The sequence below is a fragment of the Streptomyces sp. NPDC018031 genome, assembly GCF_044327625.1.
Lineage (GTDB): Bacteria > Actinomycetota > Actinomycetes > Streptomycetales > Streptomycetaceae > Streptomyces.
The window spans coordinates 436263-451363 of sequence record NZ_JBIRFT010000001.1 but is presented as its reverse complement, the minus strand read 5'-3'; the positions used below and the strand labels follow the sequence as shown (position 1 = coordinate 451363).

13 protein-coding genes are annotated in these 15101 nt (G+C 74.4%); 5 read left to right on the top strand and 8 right to left on the bottom strand.

Going from position 1 to position 15101, the window contains the following annotated elements; all coding sequences use genetic code 11:
- The first annotated feature begins 16 nt into the window (after positions 1 to 16).
- Complete coding sequence (locus ACH4B3_RS01885; RefSeq protein ID WP_398460744.1) at positions 17 to 655, top strand: GTP-binding protein; 639 nt, start codon at positions 17 to 19, stop codon at positions 653 to 655.
- A gap of 70 nt (positions 656 to 725) precedes the next feature.
- Positions 726 to 2009, top strand: a complete 1284-nt coding sequence (locus tag ACH4B3_RS01880; RefSeq protein WP_398460743.1) for a styrene monooxygenase/indole monooxygenase family protein — start codon at positions 726 to 728, stop codon at positions 2007 to 2009.
- A gap of 94 nt (positions 2010 to 2103) precedes the next feature.
- On the opposite strand, the gene ACH4B3_RS01875 is transcribed toward ACH4B3_RS01880, so the two are convergent.
- From ACH4B3_RS01875 to ACH4B3_RS01860, 4 genes are all read right to left on the bottom strand, one after another.
- Positions 2104 to 3195: a C40 family peptidase gene (locus ACH4B3_RS01875; protein ID WP_398460742.1), complete on the bottom strand. Its 1092-nt coding sequence runs from the start codon at positions 3193 to 3195 to the stop codon at positions 2104 to 2106.
- A 168-nt stretch (positions 3196 to 3363) separates the two neighbouring features.
- Positions 3364 to 3669 (bottom strand): hypothetical protein, encoded by a 306-nt coding sequence (locus ACH4B3_RS01870; RefSeq protein WP_398460741.1) that lies wholly within the window; start codon positions 3667 to 3669, stop codon positions 3364 to 3366.
- Between the two features lie 379 nt (positions 3670 to 4048).
- A complete protein-coding gene (locus ACH4B3_RS01865) occupies positions 4049 to 4858 on the bottom strand; it encodes a TetR/AcrR family transcriptional regulator (RefSeq protein ID WP_398460740.1) in 810 nt (269 codons plus the stop codon).
- 182 nt (positions 4859 to 5040) lie between these two features.
- Positions 5041 to 5970 (bottom strand): diiron oxygenase, encoded by a 930-nt coding sequence (locus ACH4B3_RS01860; RefSeq protein WP_398460739.1) that lies wholly within the window; start codon positions 5968 to 5970, stop codon positions 5041 to 5043.
- Positions 5971 to 6139: 169 nt separating this feature from the next.
- Between ACH4B3_RS01860 and ACH4B3_RS01855 the strand changes: the two genes are divergently transcribed.
- Positions 6140 to 7246, top strand: a complete 1107-nt coding sequence (locus ACH4B3_RS01855) for a ferritin-like domain-containing protein (RefSeq protein ID WP_398460738.1) — start codon at positions 6140 to 6142, stop codon at positions 7244 to 7246.
- A 220-nt stretch (positions 7247 to 7466) separates the two neighbouring features.
- Here the strand turns inward: ACH4B3_RS01855 and ACH4B3_RS01850 are convergent, their stop codons facing one another.
- Entirely contained in the window at positions 7467 to 8051 is a 585-nt protein-coding gene (locus ACH4B3_RS01850) for a hypothetical protein (RefSeq protein ID WP_398460737.1), read from the bottom strand.
- A gap of 246 nt (positions 8052 to 8297) precedes the next feature.
- Between ACH4B3_RS01850 and ACH4B3_RS01845 the strand changes: the two genes are divergently transcribed.
- Positions 8298 to 9125, top strand: a complete 828-nt coding sequence (locus ACH4B3_RS01845; protein ID WP_398460736.1) for a polysaccharide deacetylase family protein — start codon at positions 8298 to 8300, stop codon at positions 9123 to 9125.
- Between the two features lie 50 nt (positions 9126 to 9175).
- Here ACH4B3_RS01845 and ACH4B3_RS01840 read toward each other — a convergent pair whose 3' ends face one another.
- The 3 genes from ACH4B3_RS01840 to ACH4B3_RS01830 all read right to left on the bottom strand — a co-directional run bounded on the left by ACH4B3_RS01840 (position 9176) and on the right by ACH4B3_RS01830 (position 13530).
- Positions 9176 to 10633, bottom strand: coding sequence for a penicillin-binding transpeptidase domain-containing protein (locus ACH4B3_RS01840; RefSeq protein WP_398460735.1), 1458 nt, complete (start codon positions 10631 to 10633; stop codon positions 9176 to 9178).
- Positions 10630 to 11979 carry an FtsW/RodA/SpoVE family cell cycle protein gene (locus ACH4B3_RS01835; RefSeq protein WP_398460734.1) on the bottom strand — a complete coding sequence of 450 codons (1350 nt, stop codon included), beginning with the start codon at positions 11977 to 11979 and terminating at the stop codon, positions 10630 to 10632. The genes ACH4B3_RS01840 and ACH4B3_RS01835 overlap by 4 nt, the downstream gene beginning before the upstream one ends.
- A 435-nt stretch (positions 11980 to 12414) precedes the next feature.
- Positions 12415 to 13530, bottom strand: a complete 1116-nt coding sequence (locus ACH4B3_RS01830; protein WP_398460733.1) for a LysR family transcriptional regulator — start codon at positions 13528 to 13530, stop codon at positions 12415 to 12417.
- Between the two features lie 205 nt (positions 13531 to 13735).
- Here ACH4B3_RS01830 and ACH4B3_RS01825 point away from each other — a divergent pair, with 205 nt between their 5' ends.
- A complete protein-coding gene (locus ACH4B3_RS01825; protein WP_398460732.1) occupies positions 13736 to 14965 on the top strand; it encodes an MFS transporter in 1230 nt (409 codons plus the stop codon).
- Positions 14966 to 15101: the final 136 nt, after the last annotated feature.

The following is a 15101-nucleotide window of genomic DNA, read 5'->3' as shown; positions in this document are numbered from 1 at the left end:
GACCCGGACGGCCACCATGACGGCGATACCGCCGGACATCGCGGACGGCCGTACCGGGGAGGGCGGGACCGAGGAGGGTCTCCAGGGCTGGCAGACCGACCGCAGCCGGGCCCCGATCGCCACCAAGATCGTGGTGGCCGGGGGCTTCGGGGTCGGCAAGACCACCTTCGTCGGCTCGGTCTCGGAGATCACTCCGCTGCAGACCGAGGCGTTGATGACGCAGGCCAGCGAGGAGGTCGACGACACCGAGGCGACGCCGGACAAGGCGACGACCACGGTCGCGATGGACTTCGGCCGGATCACCTTCGACTCGGACCTGGTCCTCTATCTCTTCGGCACCCCCGGACAGAAACGTTTCTGGTTCATGTGGGACGACCTGGTGCGCGGGGCGATCGGGGCGGTGGTGATGGCCGACACCCGGCGGCTGGAGGACTGCTTCCCGGCGCTGGACTACTTCGAGAGCTGTGAACTCCCGTACGTGGTCGCGGTCAACCACTTCGAGGGGACCCCGGCGTACGCGGCCGAGGACGTGCGCGACGCGCTCTCCGTGCCGGACGAGGTGCCCGTGGTGATCATGGACGCGCGGCGTCGGGACACCGTGGTCGAGGCGCTGCTCGCACTGGTGGGGCACGCGCTTGACGTCACCCCCGAGTGACGTAACCTCGGGCCCGGCCGATCCGGAACTGCCGGTTCCCTTTGCTGTCTTGAGCTCGGAGGCACTCGTCATGCGGAAGATACTCATCGTCGGAGCCGGGCAGTCCGGGCTCCAGCTCGCCCACGGCCTCCAGGCCCGGGGGTACGACGTCACCCTGATGTCGAACCGCACCGCCGACGAGATCCGCACCGGGCGGGTGATGTCCACCCAGTGCATGTTCCACCCCGCCCTGCGGTACGAGCGGGACCTGCGGCTCGGCTTCTGGGAGAGCCGGGCGCCGCGCATCGAGGGGCTCGGGGTCTCGATCGCGGCCCCGGACGCCCCCGGTGGAGCCTGGGCCGCGGAGGCCGGCGGCTGGGGGCGGGCCGTGGACTGGATGGCACGGCTGGACGAGTACGCCCTCTCCGTCGACCAGCGGCTGAAGATGGCCGGCTGGCTGGACGCCTTCACCCAGCGCGGCGGCCGGCTGGTCGTCCACGGCGCCACCGTCTCCGACCTCGACTACTTCGCCCGCCAGTACGACCTGGTGCTGGTGGCGGCCGGCAAGGGCGAGCTGGTCTCGATGTTCGCCCGGGACGCGGCCCGCTCCCCGTACGACACCCCGCAGCGCGCGCTGGCCGTGGCCTATGTGCACGGCCTGGAGGGACGGCCGGAGCACCCGGACCTCGACGCGGTCCGCTGCAACCTGGTGCCCGGCGTCGGCGAACTGTTCGTCATACCGACGCTCACCACCTCCGGCCGGGCCGACATCCTCTTCTGGGAAGGGCTGCCCGGCGGCCCGCTCGACGTCTTCCAGGGCATCAAGGACCCGGCCGAGCACCTGTCCACGACGCTGGAACTGATGAAGGTCTACACGCCCTGGGAGTACGACCGGGCGACCAAGGTGGAGCTGACCGACGCCGGCGGCACCCTCGCCGGGCGGTACGCCCCGACCGTGCGCAAGCCCGTCGGCCGGCTGCCCGGCGGCGGCCTGGCACTCGGCGTCGGCGACGTCGTGGTCGCCAACGACCCGATCACCGGCCAGGGGGCCAACTCCGCGGCCAGGTGCGCCGCCGACTACCTGGACAGCATCGTCGAGCACGGGGACAAGCCCTTCGACGCCGACTGGATGCAGGCCACCTTCGACCGCTACTGGGAGTCCGCCCGGCACGTCACGCGCTGGACCAACACCATGCTGGCCCCGCCGCCGGAGCACGTGGTGAACCTGCTCGGCGCCGCCGGGGAGCTCCCCCCGGTCGCCCGCCGGATCGCGGCCGGCTTCACCGACCCGGCCGACTTCGAGGACTTCTTCTACGACCCCGCCAAGGCGGCGGCCTACCTGGAGTCGGTGGCCGGGGCCCGGCCGGCCGGCTGACGGGGCGGCGCCCGGGCCGGAGCCCGGGCGCACCGCCGGCCGGGACTGGCGGCGGCGGTGGTGGCGGTGGCGGCCGCGGCGCGCCCGGCCGGGCTCACGCCGTCTTCAGCGGCGGTGGCGGCACGTAACCGTCCATCGGCGGGGTGCCGGCGTCCGGCCGTACCGCGCCGATCGCCGGGTTCGAGGCCAGCGGCGAGACCTTCACCGAGCCGCCCGGCCGGGGCGCCTGGACCACCATCCCGTCCCCGGCGTAGATCGCCACATGGGACGCGCTCGGGTAGTAGATCACCAGGTCGCCGGGGCGCAGCTCGCTCAGCGACACCCGGGGCAACTGGCGCCACTGCTGCTGGCTGGTGCGCGGGATGGGGCGGCCCGCGTGCGCCCAGGCCTGGGAGGTCAGCCCCGAGCAGTCGAACGCGGCCGGCCCCTCGGCCCCCCAGGCGTACGGTTTGCCGAGCTGCTGCACGGCGTACCGCAGGGCCTTGTCGCCGTCCCGGGAGGGCGCCTTGCCGGCCCGTCCGAGCGCGCGGGTGGAGACCGGGGCGCGCTGGGCGGTGGTGGTCCGCCGGCGCTCCCGCTGCCGCAGTGTCCGCAGCTCGTCCTCGCTCAGCGAGGCCAGGGTCTTCTCGATGGTGCGCAGCCGGGTGGTGACCTTGTCCCGCTGTTTCCGCCGCTCGGTGGTGAGCGTGCGCCGCTCCTCCAGGGCGGTCCTGGCCCGGCCGGCCAGCCGGTCGGCCCGGGCCTCGGCCCGGGTCATCCGGGCCACCGCCAGGCCCTGCCGGGCCGCGGCGCGGCGCAGCTCGTGCCGCTGGTCGGAGATCCGGCGCAGGTCGCCGCTGAGCACGGACCGCACCGGGGCCGTCAGCCCGGCGGTGTCCCGGTACTGCTGGCGGGCCAGCCGGCCGGCCTGCGCCCGGCCGTCGGCCAGTTCGGCGCGGGCGAGGCGCAGCCGCCGGTCGAGCCGGCCGCTCCGCTGCCGCTGGGAAGTCAGCTTCTCCTCGGTGGCGTTGTACGCCTCGGCGGCCTCCTCGGCCTCGGCGTAGAGGGTCTGCAGTCGGGTGAGCAGGTCGGCCACCGAGGGGCGGGTGGGGGCCGGGTCGGCCGCGGCCACCGTCGGCGGCGGTGCGGCGACCGCGGCGGCGGCCAGGGTTGCCGTGCAGACGATACGGGCGAACTGTCCTGACATGTACTCACCTCCGGCTGGGGGGAACCACAGCAGGAGCGTGCCACGAGTGGTCAGATAATCGTCATAACTATGGGTAAGTCAGGTCAACACGGTCACTCGTCCGACGGAGGCCGCGCCCGGCCCGTGCGTGTCGCGCGGGCCCGGTGCGGGGGACCGTGTATGAGGAGGTCAGTCGGCCGCGCCCGGTCCGGGACCGGGGGCCGGGGGTGAATCCGGCTTCGACCAGGGCCACTTGAGCCGGCCGCGCGGGGTGCCCTCCGGCTGGTACTCGTACCGCCAGCCGCTCACCAGTCCGAGCCGCTTGGTGGTGCCCGCGGGCGCCCGGCGGTAGACGTGGACCACCGGCGGGCCGCCGTGCTCGTCCGCCACCGGGATCTCGTAGGTCTTCGGCGGCTGCCCGGTGGGGCCGACCAGTACCGGCAGCACCCGGCCGTCCATCGGGCCGCCGACGAAGGGCGTGTTCTCGCTTCTCACCCCACCAGTCTCGCCCACCGCCGCCCGCCGGGCCGGTCGGGCTGTTCGGGCCGGTCGGGTCGGTCGGGTCGGTCGGGTCCCGCTCTCCGGGCGACGCCGGGGTGCCGGGGTGCGGGATGAGGCCCGGGGGAGCCTGGGGTGCCGGGGTGGAACCGGGGGTGCCGGGGGCGTCGTGTTCGACGTGGGTGGTGTCCCGGACCGCCGGGATGCCGTCCCGGACCGGCGCCATGGCGGGCGGCGGACACCAGGCGCTGGTCACCAGGCAATGGTCACCGCGTTCCCCGAGCCGCCCGCCCGGTCACCGCCCGCCCCGTCACCGTCCGCCCCGTCACCACCCGACCTCCGGCGATCCGGCGCCGACGGGCGGGGCGCGCACCGCTCAGGGGGTGTGCGCGGCTCCGCCGGCACCGCCCGTGGCGCCGTCGGTCCGCCCGGTGCCGGGCTCGGCCAGCAGATGGGCCGCGCCGGCGACCACCGGCAGCACCCCCCGGGCCAGCCGCGCCACCCGGCCCTCCGCGGCCTCCATGTCCAGCGCCGCACGCGCCACCGCGGCGGCCTGCTCGTCGGTCGCCGCGGTCACCGTGAGCAGCGCGGTGAAGTGGTCCACCAGCCAGTCGCGGAGCCCCGCCACGTCCTGCTGCTTCTCCTCGTCCAGCCAGATCAGGGAGGCGGCCTCGACCGCCGAGATCCAGGTGCGGACCATCATCCGCAGCCGTGGCCGCGGCTCGGCCACCTCCATGTGCCGCAGGATCTGCTCGGCCGCCGCCCGCCGCACCTCGTCGACGATCGCGGTGGTGCGGGAGGTCTCGGCGACCGTGCCGCCCTGCAGCAGCGCGCTGAACCCGGTGCCATGGCCGTCCACGAACGCGAGGTAGCGGTCCAGCGCTCCGGCCAGCCGCTCGGTCAGCGGGCCGGCCGGCGGCACCGTGAAGCAGTCCCGCAGCTCCTGCGCCGCGCTGCGCAGCGCGGCCTCGTACAACTGGGGCTTGCCACCGGGGAAGTAGCGGTAGACGAGCGGGCGGGAGGCACCGGCCGCGGCGGCCACGTCGTCCAACGAGACGTCCTCCGGGGCCCGGTGCGCGAAGAGGTCCAGGGCCGCCGAGATGAGCTGGCCGCGCCGCTCCTCCACGCTGAGCCTGCGGTACGCGCCGCGCCGCGGGGCCGCCGGGACGGTGCTGCCAGTCGTCATGACAGGCAGCGTAACCGGCGCCCGCGGACGGCCGCCGGGCGGTCGCGGGACGGTGGCCGGGCGGTCGCGGACGGTGTCCGGTTTTCGCGGACCTGCCGTACGGCCCCTCGCCCGGCCGGTCCGGGCCCGGCGGCGCGCTCAGGGCCGTGCCGCGCACCACCGCCGGCCCGGCCGCCGCCGGTTCAGGCCAGCAGCCCGGAGCTCCGCCACAGCCTGCGGCCGACGCCGCGCATCAGCCCGATGTCCTCGAAGAAGTCGGTGAGCCGCCTGGCGCCGGACTGCATCACCTCGCGCCGGTGGCCGCTCGCCCGCACCTGGGCCACCGCCTCCCGGCGGTCCAGGCCCACGTTCTCGTACACCCTGGGGTTGATGAAGGCGACCGAGAAGACCCGCGCCGCCTCGCCGGAGCTGACCCGGGTCAGCTGGGCCTCCCAGCGCGGGCAGCCGGCCATCTGGCGGCGCAGTTCCTCCCGCGCGTACCGCACGTGGCGCGCCTCCTCCACCACGTGGATCCGGGTGACGCCGCGGACCAGCGTCTGGACGCGCTCGTCCGGGAAGGTCAGCCGCTGCATCCAGTCCAGGATCTCCTCGCCGAGCAGGGTCGCGGCGAACGAACCGGGGGTGGTGGAGATGGTCTTGAGCACCCGCGCCAGATTGTGGTGGAACGGCGAGACCGGATACGTGGGCGCGCCGGACTTCTCGATCAGGCGGGCGAACATCTTGGAGTGCCGGCACTCGTCGGCTATCTCGGTCAGCGCGTACCGCACGTGCGCACTGGTCACCGGCCGGTCGTAGATGTGCCGCACCAGCAACTGCATGAGGATGATCTCGAACCAGATGCCCAGTGAGGCGAGCGCGGCCGCCTCGTGCCGCGCCAGCTCCATCCGCTGTTCCTCCGGCATCCGCTTCCACAGCGGGGTGCCGTAGAGCGAGACCAGCTCCGGCGGCCAGAACCACTTCCCGGGCTCCAGCGGCAGGTCCCAGTCCAGCTCGGTGTCCGGGTCGAAGGAGTGCTTGGCGGAGGACTCCAGCAGCCGCTCGGCCACCTGCTCGCGGTCCTTGAGCAGCCCGAGTGCGTCCCGCCGCAGGGGTGGGTCGATCGTGGAAGTCATGGCTCAGTCGCACCTCGTCGTCAGGCTGCCCGGGGGTCTCCCCTTATGAGACTGCGTGTCAGTAAGCCCGTCAATCCCCTTGCGGGGCCTTGTTGACCGGTGTCAACCGGCGTGTGAGCCTGCGCAATGACCTTTCCGCACGGGGGAACAGACGTCGAAGGAGGCGTCGGTGTCGACGCTCGATCACTACACGCAGCCACCCCAGGAACCCACATGGGAGGTGCCCGCTTCCGGGGCCGCCCGCTTCAACTGGCAGTACGACGAAGGGCGTGAACGGCTCCTCGCCCTGTACCAGAAGGGCAAGGACAAGCAGTGGGACGCGGTCACCCGGATCGACTGGGACCAGGAGGTGGATCCCTACGACCCACTGGGCTCACCCGACGAGGCCCTGATGATCCACGGGACCCCGTTGTGGGACAAGATGAGCGACAAGGACAGAGGCGAATTACGTAGACACTACGGAGCATGGCAGTTCAGCCAGTTCCTCCATGGGGAGCAGGGCGCCATGGTCTGCGCGGCCCGGATCGTGGAGTCGGTGCCGGACATGGATGCGAAGTTCTACTCCGCCACCCAGACCATGGACGAGGCCCGGCACGCCGAGGTCTACAGCCGGTTCCTGCACGAGAAGGTCGGGATGGTCTACCCGATCAACGACAACCTGCAGAGCCTGCTCGGCGACACCCTGCGCGACTCCCGCTGGGACATGCCGTACCTGGGGATGCAGGTGCTGATCGAGGGCCTGGCGCTGGCCGCGTTCGGCCTGATCCGGGACACCACCAACAAGCCGCTGCCCAAGCAGATCCTTACCTATGTGATGCAGGACGAGGCCCGGCACGTCGCCTTCGGCCGGATGGCACTGCGCGACTACTACCGACAGCTGACCGATGCCGAACTGCGCGAGCGCGAGGAGTTCGTCATCGAGGGCTGCTATCTGATGCGCGACCGGCTGCGCGGCGTCGAGGTGCTGGAGAACTTCGGGGTCCCGCACGACCAGGCCATGGAGTACACCGAACGGTCCGACTTCCTGCGGCTGTTCCGCAAGCTGCTGTTCAGCCGGATCGTGCCGTGCGTGAAGGACATCGGCCTGTGGGGCGAACGGCTCCAGCGCGCCTATGTCGACATGGGGGTGCTGGACCTCGGGGACAGCAACCTCGACCTGCTGATGGCCGACGACGAGGAGAAGGCCGACCGCCTGGACGCCGAACGCTTCGCGGCCGAGGAAGCCGCCCGCAAGGAGGAGGTGGCCGAGGCGATCGCGCAGGGTGCGGCGGACTGACCCGGGCACGAGGCCGTCCCGGAAACCGACCGAGAACCGACCGAGGACCGACCGAGGACCGACCGAGGACCGACTGAGAGCAGCCTGAGAACGGCCTGAGGCGGCCGGGCGGGGGTGCGGCGGACAGCCGGCCGCACCCCCGTCACGCCTGCCGGACCAGCTCCGGGCGCGCACCGGCCGTGTCCCGCGGCCCGGCGGCGCCAGGGGCGGGCCGGGCCGGTCAGGCCGGCTTGGTGCGGCTGAACCGGTCCGGCGGGGTCCCGTCGTTCCAGGTGAAGGTGAGGCTCTGACCGCCGTTGCCGAGCGTGGCCTTGCCGGTGTTGACCTGCCCCTGGAAGTCCGCCCGCACGTTCAGGGCGGCGTCGATGGTGCCGGTCACCGAGCGGTCGCCATGGGCGATGGTGAACGAACCGCCGCTCACCGTCATCACCGGGATCCCCCCGTCCGGGGCACGCAGCGAGAAGTACCAGGTGCCCTGGACCCCCGACCGGCTGCCCGAGCCGGTCGGGGGAGCGGCCGGGGCGGTGGTCCGGGTGCGCGGCGGCGTGCTGGTGCGGGTGGGGGCCGGGGCCGTGGTGCGCGCCGGGGCGCTCGCCCGGCTCTGGGTGGGGCGCGCGCTCGGCGACTTCGTGCCCTGGGCGCGGTCGGGGCCGGTGGACGGGCTCTTGCTCGCGGTGGCCGTGGGGCGCGCGCTCGTGGCGGACGGGCCGGAGGCCGCGGAGTCGCCGTCACCGTCACCGCAGCCGGTGAGGGACAGGGACAGCACGGCGAAGGTCGCGGCGGCGAGCGGAGCTGTTATGCGCACGGAATTTCCTGCCATAGATTCGTTCACGTTCCGGGAATTGCAACGGCGCCGCGAACGAGCGTTTCACAGCGGGGCAGCGGAAAACCAGGGATGCAAACGTGCTCCGTGGGACAGTTCGGCTGCACTCCGGATCACGAGCGCAAACAACGTTCCACCGGACGGCGCCGCGGCCGGGGTGACCGGGCCCACACCGGCTCGTCCGTCCGGCCACGGAACCCGGCGCTGCGCTCGACCATCTACCCGGACATGGCACGACTGAACGAACAGCAGCGGCGCCTGGCCATCATCATCGCCTCGGCGCTCGCCCTGATCGCCACCGTCGCGGTCACGCTCGCGGTCAACGGTGGCTCGACCGGCCGTGAACGGGGAAACGAAGCGCGCAAGGACGCCGGCGACGGCCCGCGCGCCGGCAAGGGGCCGCACGCCAGGCCCCCGGCGCGGCCGGTCGAGCGGCCGGTGCCGGAGGACATCGCGCACGCCACCGAGAACGGCGGCAAGGCCGTGAACATCACCATCGACGACGGCCCCGACCCCACCTGGACCCCGCAGGTGCTGCGCGTTCTGGAGGACCATCGGGTCAAGGCCACCTTCTGCATGATCGGTCCGCAGGCCAAGGCCCACCCGGACCTGGTCAAGCAGGTGGTCGCCGCCGGGCACCGGCTGTGCAACCACACCATCGGCCACGACGTCACCATGGACCACAAGTCCGTCGCCTACCAGAAGCAGCAGATCCTCGACGCCCAGAAGATGATCGAGGAGGCGGCGGGCGGCACCACGGTGCACTACTACCGGGCACCGGGCGGCGCGTTCACCCCGGACAGCCGGCGCATCGCCGCCGCCCGCGGCATGCGCCCGCTGGGCTGGAACGTCGACACCAAGGACTTCGAGCTGCCCGGCACCGACCGGATCGTCCGCACGGTCAAGGACGAACTGTCCAACGGGCCGACCATCCTCTTCCACGACGGCGGCGGTCCGCGCGGCCAGACCGTGGAGGCGCTGCGGCAGGTGCTGCCCTGGCTCAAGAGCCAGGGGTACGGGTTCGACTTCCCGGAGATCCGGCCCGCCGGGAACTGACCGCCCGGCGGGCGGCGCACCGGTGACGGCCCGGCGGGCCGCGCCCCGGCTCAGGACCGCAGCGCCGTGCCCAGCACCGCGCGCGCCACCGGAGCGGCCTGGCCGCCGCCGGCGATGTCCCCGCGCCGGGCCGCCGCGTCCTCCACCACCACCGCGACCGCGACCTCCGGGTCGGCCGCCCCGTGCCGCCGCGCCCATCCGATGAACCAGGCGTACGGCGTGCTGGCGTTCCCCACCCCGTGCTGCGCGGTGCCCGTCTTGCCGCCGACCGTGGCCCCCGGCACCGCCGCCTTGGCGCCGGTCCCGTCCGTGACCGCGTCCACCATCATCCGCCGCAGCGTGGCCGCGGTGCGCGGGCTCATCGGCTGGTGCAGCAGGGTGGGCAGGGTGGAGGCCACCGTGCGGCCCCGGGCGTCGGTCAGCCGGTCCACCAGGTAGGGGCGCATCAGATCGCCGTCGCCCGCGACGGCCGCCGCGACCATCGCCATCTGCAGCGGTGTGGCGGCCGTGTCGTACTGGCCGATGGCGGAGAGCGCCAGCTGCGCGCCGTCCATCCCGGTGGCGAAGGTGCTGCGCGCGACCGGCGAGGGGACGGTCAGCCGGTCGTCGTTGAACCCGAAGTCCTGGGCCGTGGTCACCATCCGGTCCAGCCCCACCCGCACCCCGAGCCGGGCCAGCACCGTGTTGCAGGAGATCGCCAGCGCCCGGCGCAGCGAGGCGTGCGCGCAGCCGCGGGACGGGTCCCGCAGCCGGGTGACCGTGCCCGGCAGGGTGTACGGACCGGCGGCTTCGGTCGGCGCGTCGACGTCGCCGACCACGCCGTGCTCCAGCGCCGCCGCCGCGGTGACGATCTTGAAGGTGGAGCCGGGCGGATAGGTGCGGTCCAGGGCCCGGTTGAGCATCGGCCGGTCGGGGTCGGCGGTCAGCCGGGCCCATGCCCGGATGGTCCCCGGCCCGTTGCCGGACAGCTCGGAGGGGTCGTAGCTCGGCGTGCTGACCAGCGCCAGGATCCGGCCGGTGGCCGGTTCCAGCGCCGCCACCGCGCCCTTCCGCCCGGCCAGCGCGGTGTACGCGGCGCGCTGTACGGCGGGCACGATGGTGGTCCGGGCCGAGCCGCCGGGCCGCCGCGTCCGGGTCAGCTCCCGCCACAGCGGGAAGACGTCCAGCCGCCTGTCGGTGCCGGCCAGGACGCCGTCCGCGGCCGCCTCCAGCAGTGAGGTGCCGTAGGTCTGCGAGGCGAAGCCGGTGACCGGGGCGTAGAGCGGGCCGTGCCGGTAGGTGCGCTCGTAGCGCAGCCGCTGCCCGGTGTCCCGGGAGCCGGTGATCCTCTCGTTCCCGGCCAGGATGTCGCCGCGCGGCTGGCCGTAACGGGTGATCGCGGACCGCCGGTTGGCCGGATTGTCGTCGTAGGTGTCCCGGGTGACGGTCTGCAGGCGGCCGGCGTGCGCCAGCAGCGCCACCAGCAGCAGCGCGCAGAAGGCGGTCAGCCGCCGGATGCAGCGGCTCACCCGGGAACCCCCTGGTGCGCCCGGGCGCTGTCGCTGACCCGGATGAGGAGCGCGACGATGACCCAGTTGGTGACCACCGAGGAGCCGCCCTGGGCCAGGAACGGCATGGCCATGCCGGTGAGCGGGATCAGGCCGGTGACGCCCCCCGCGATCACGAACACCTGGAGCGCCACGATGGTGGCCAGCCCCACCGCCAGCAGCCGGCCGAACGGGTCGCGCAGCGCCAGCCCGGCCCGGTAGCCGCACGCCACCAGCAGCGCGTACAGCAGGAGCAGCGCGGTCAGCCCCAGCAGCCCCAGTTCCTCACCGGCGGTGGCCAGGATGAAGTCCGACTTCATGGCGAAGCCGATGAGCGCGGAGTGGCCCTCGCCCAGACCGGTGCCGAGCGTGCCGCCGGCGGCGAACGAGAACAGCGACTGGGCGAGCTGCCCGGCTCCGGCGCCGCCCGGCTCGGTACCCGCCAGCGGATGGAGCCAGGTGTGCACCCGTTCGTGGACATGGGGCTCGACGGAGGCGACCGCGGTGGCACCACCGGCCGCCAGCACCAGCCCCAGCACGATCCAGACGATCCGGCCGGTGGCCACGTACAGCATGATCACGAAGAGTCCGAAGAAGAGGATCGAGGTGCCCAGGTCCCGCTCCAGCACCAGCACCCCGAGACTCGCCAGCCAGCTGGCCACCACCGGACCCAGCACCCGGCCGGGCGGCAGCCGGGGCCGGAACCGCCACACCCGTCGGCGGTTGTACGCCAGAGCGTGGCGCCCGGCCGCCAGATAGGTGGCGAAGTACACCGCGAGCAGGACTTTCGCGAACTCGCCGGGCTGGAACGAGAGCCCGGCGAACCGCACCCAGATCCGGGCACCGTTCACCGCCGGGAAGAAGATCGGCACGGTGAGCATGACCAGCGCGGTGGCCGCGCACAGGTGCGCGTACCGCTGGAGTGCCCGGTGGTCGCGCAGCCCGAGCACCACCACGATGAACAGCGCCACCCCGAGGGTCGACCAGACCAGCTGGGCGGGGGCGGCCGCCTCCCCGGGGGTCGCGTGGTCCAGCCGGTGGATCAGGACCAGACCCAGGCCGTTGAGGAGCACCGCGATCGGCAGCAGCAGCGGGTCGGCGTACGGCGCGCGGAACCTGACGGTGAGGTGGGCCAGCAGCGCGAGCAGCCCGAGGCCGGCCCCGTGGCGGGCGGCGTCCCGCGGCACGGCGCCGTCGACCGCCAGACCGACCACGGCGTAGCCCGCGACGCAGATCAGCACGGCGCCGACGATCAGCCCCAGCTCCACGCCACGGCGACGGGGGACCCGGAGCGGTGACGGGGGAGCGTCGGTGGTCGTAGCGCCCATGGCCGGGAATCTAGCAAGCGGCGGGCGGTAAGTCCCTTATGTATGACTTTCTGGTGTGGTCCGGCCGGGTGCCGGTCCGGCCTGGTGCGGCCGGGCCGAAGGGCGGCGCCGATGTGGGTCCGGGCCGGCCGGGTGCGGCCGGTCGCGGGGGCGGACCGGCTGTCCGTCCGGTACTGCCGGGCCGGCGGCTCATCGGCGGCGCGGGACCGGTGGCCCGTTCCGCCGGTCCCGCCCGGTGCGGCCGCCGCCCCCGGCCCGGCCGTGATGGACCGGCGGCGGCGCGGCCCCGGCAGCGGACGGTCGGCGGTCCCGGCAGCGTACGGTCAGCGGTCCCGGCAGCGTACGGTCGCCGGTCCCGGCCGGACCCGACGGCGGGCCGCCCCGCCGGGCGGCGGGTGCGTCCGGACCGGCCGCACCCGGTCAGGGAGCCGCCGGTCAGGGAGCCGCTGGTCCGGCCGCATCCCGGGCGAGGGCGCGGGCCGGTCCGGCCGCACCCCGGTCGAAGGCGCGGTCCGGTCCGGCCGGCACCACCGCCACCCCTTCCCCGGCCGTCCCCTCCGCGGTCGTCCCTTCCGCGGTCACCCTGTCCGCCGTCGTCCCTTCCCTGGTGGCCCTCTCCTCGGCCGTCCGTTCCACGGCCACCCCCTCCACCGTCACCACGCCCTCCGCCAGTGCCCGGCTGAAGGCCCGTACCCCCTCGGTCTCGTGGGAGCGGCGCCAGACCAGCCCCAGCGTCGAGGCGGGCAGCCCCTCCACCGGTACGAACACCACGTCCGACCGCCCGTGGTACCGCGCGGTCGGCGCACAGCAGAGCATCACCCCCCGGTCCGCCGCCACCGCGGTCAGCCCCTCCTGCAGAGTGCGCACCTCCGGCCCGCGGGGCACCGGCCGCCCGCCCGGCGTCAGCGTCGGGGCCATGAACTCCCGCCAGTACCGGGGCGCCGGGCCGGCCGGCCCGATCAGCGGGCAGTCCGCCAGCTCCTCCACCAGGACCGAGGCCCGCCCCGCGAACGGGTGCCGGACCGGCACCGCCACGGTCTGCCGCTGCCGGGAGAAGGACGGCCCCAGCACCAGGTCCGGCTCGGCGACCGGCAGCAGCACGACCGCCGCGTCGACCGCGCCGCCGCGCACCGCGCCGAACGGATCGGCCAGCGGGATCTCCACCGTGTCCACCTCGCACCGCGGGTACCGGTCCCGGAAGGCGTTGATGCCGCCCAGCACCCGCTCGTCGGCGTTGCCCAGGAAACCGAGCCGCAGCCTGCCCGGCACGCCGCGCGCCGCCGCCCGCGCGGCCCGCACCGACCCGTGCAGCGCGGCGTACGCGGGGCGCAGGTCGGCCAGGAACCGCTCGCCCAGCGGCGTCAGCCGCACCCGGCGGCTGGTCCGCTCCACCAGCTGCCCGCCGATCCGCCGCTCCAGCGCGCGCAGCAGCTGGCTCACCCGGCTCTGCGACACGTACAGCCGCTCGGCCGCCCGGCCGAAGTGCAGCTCCTCGCTGAGCGCGAGGAAGCACTCCAGCTCGCGTATCTCCAGACCGCCGCCGTCCGTCATCCGACCCTCCCCGGCGGACGCCGCCCACCGGTCCGGCGCCCACGATCCGCCCGACGCGCGCCGCCCTCCCGCCGTGTCCCGCCCGCCCGGCCGGCTCCGTCCGCCGCCGGGCGCGGGGGAGGGCGCGCGATCGATGAGTGTGCCTCATACAAGGATGAGCACTTCGGCGTTGTTCCCGCCCCCGGCCCGGCGGTTCGCTGGAGCCATGCCCGGAACCACGGAACTCCCCACTTCACGGACGGCGTTCGGCCCCCGCTCCACCCCCCGCACCGGCTGGCCCGCGGTCTGCGCCGTCGCCGTCGGCATCTTCTCCGTCGTCACCACCGAGATGCTGCCGGTCGGCCTGCTCACCTCCGTCGGAGCCGACCTCGGCGTCTCCGACGGCACCGCCGGCCTCACCCTGACCGTCCCCGGCGTCGTCGCCGCGCTCGCCGCCCCGCTGCTCACCGCCGCCGTCGGCCGGCTGGACCGGCGGCTGGTGCTCTGCGGGCTGATGGGGCTGCTCGCCGCCGCCAACCTGCTCTCCGCCCTGGCCCCGGCCTTCCCGGTGCTGCTCGTCGCCCGCGTCCTGGTGGGCATCAGCATCGGCGGTGTCTGGTCGATCGCCGCGAGTCTGGCCGGGCGGCTGGTGCCGGAGCGGTCCGTGGGCGCCGCCACCGCCCTGATCTTCAGCGGCATCGCGGTGGCCTCGGTCCTCGGGGTCCCCGCCGGAACGCTCATGGGCGACCTGGCGGACTGGCGGACCGCGTTCGCGGTGGTGGGCGCCCTGGCGGTGGCGGTCATGGTGGCCATGGCCGTCCTGCTGCCCCCGCTGCCCGCCACCCGCTCGGTGCGCCTCGGCGAGGTCCCCGGGCTGCTGCGCGTCCGCCCGCTGCGGACCGGCCTGATCGTCACGGTGCTGCTGGTCGTCGGCCATTTCGGCGCCTACACCTACGTGCGGCCGGTCCTGGAGGACGTCTCCGGCGTCGAGCCGGACCTGATCAGCACCCTGCTGCTCTGCTACGGGCTGGCCGGCATCGCGGGGAACTTCCTCGCCGGCACGGCCGCCCACCGCCACCCGCGCCGCACCCTGGCCGTGCTCTGCGGACTGCTCGCCGCGGCCGAACTCCTCGTCCCGCTGCTCGGCCGGTCCACCCCCGGGGCGGTGGCGCTGCTGGTGCTGTGGGGCCTGGCGTACGGCGGCGTCTCGGTCACCACCCAGACCTGGGTGCTGCGGGCCGTCCCGCAGGCCCGCGAGGCGGCGTCCGCGCTGTTCGCCGGGGCGTTCAACCTGGCCATCGCGACCGGCGCGCTGTTCGGCGGCCAGGTCGCCGACCGGGCCACGGTCACCGCGGTGATGTGGTGCGGGGGCGCGCTCGCGGTGGCCGCCCTGATCGCGACCGCCGTGCCGGACCGCCGCCCGGCACGGGCCGAGGCGGCGGCCGGCCCGGAGTGAACCGGCACCGGCCGGAGTGAACCGGCACCGGCCTGAAGTGAACCGGCACCGACCGACCGCGGTGGCACTGACCGACCGCGGTGGCACCGGCCCACCGCGGTGGCACCGGCTTACCGCGGGCGGACCGGGTGCGGGC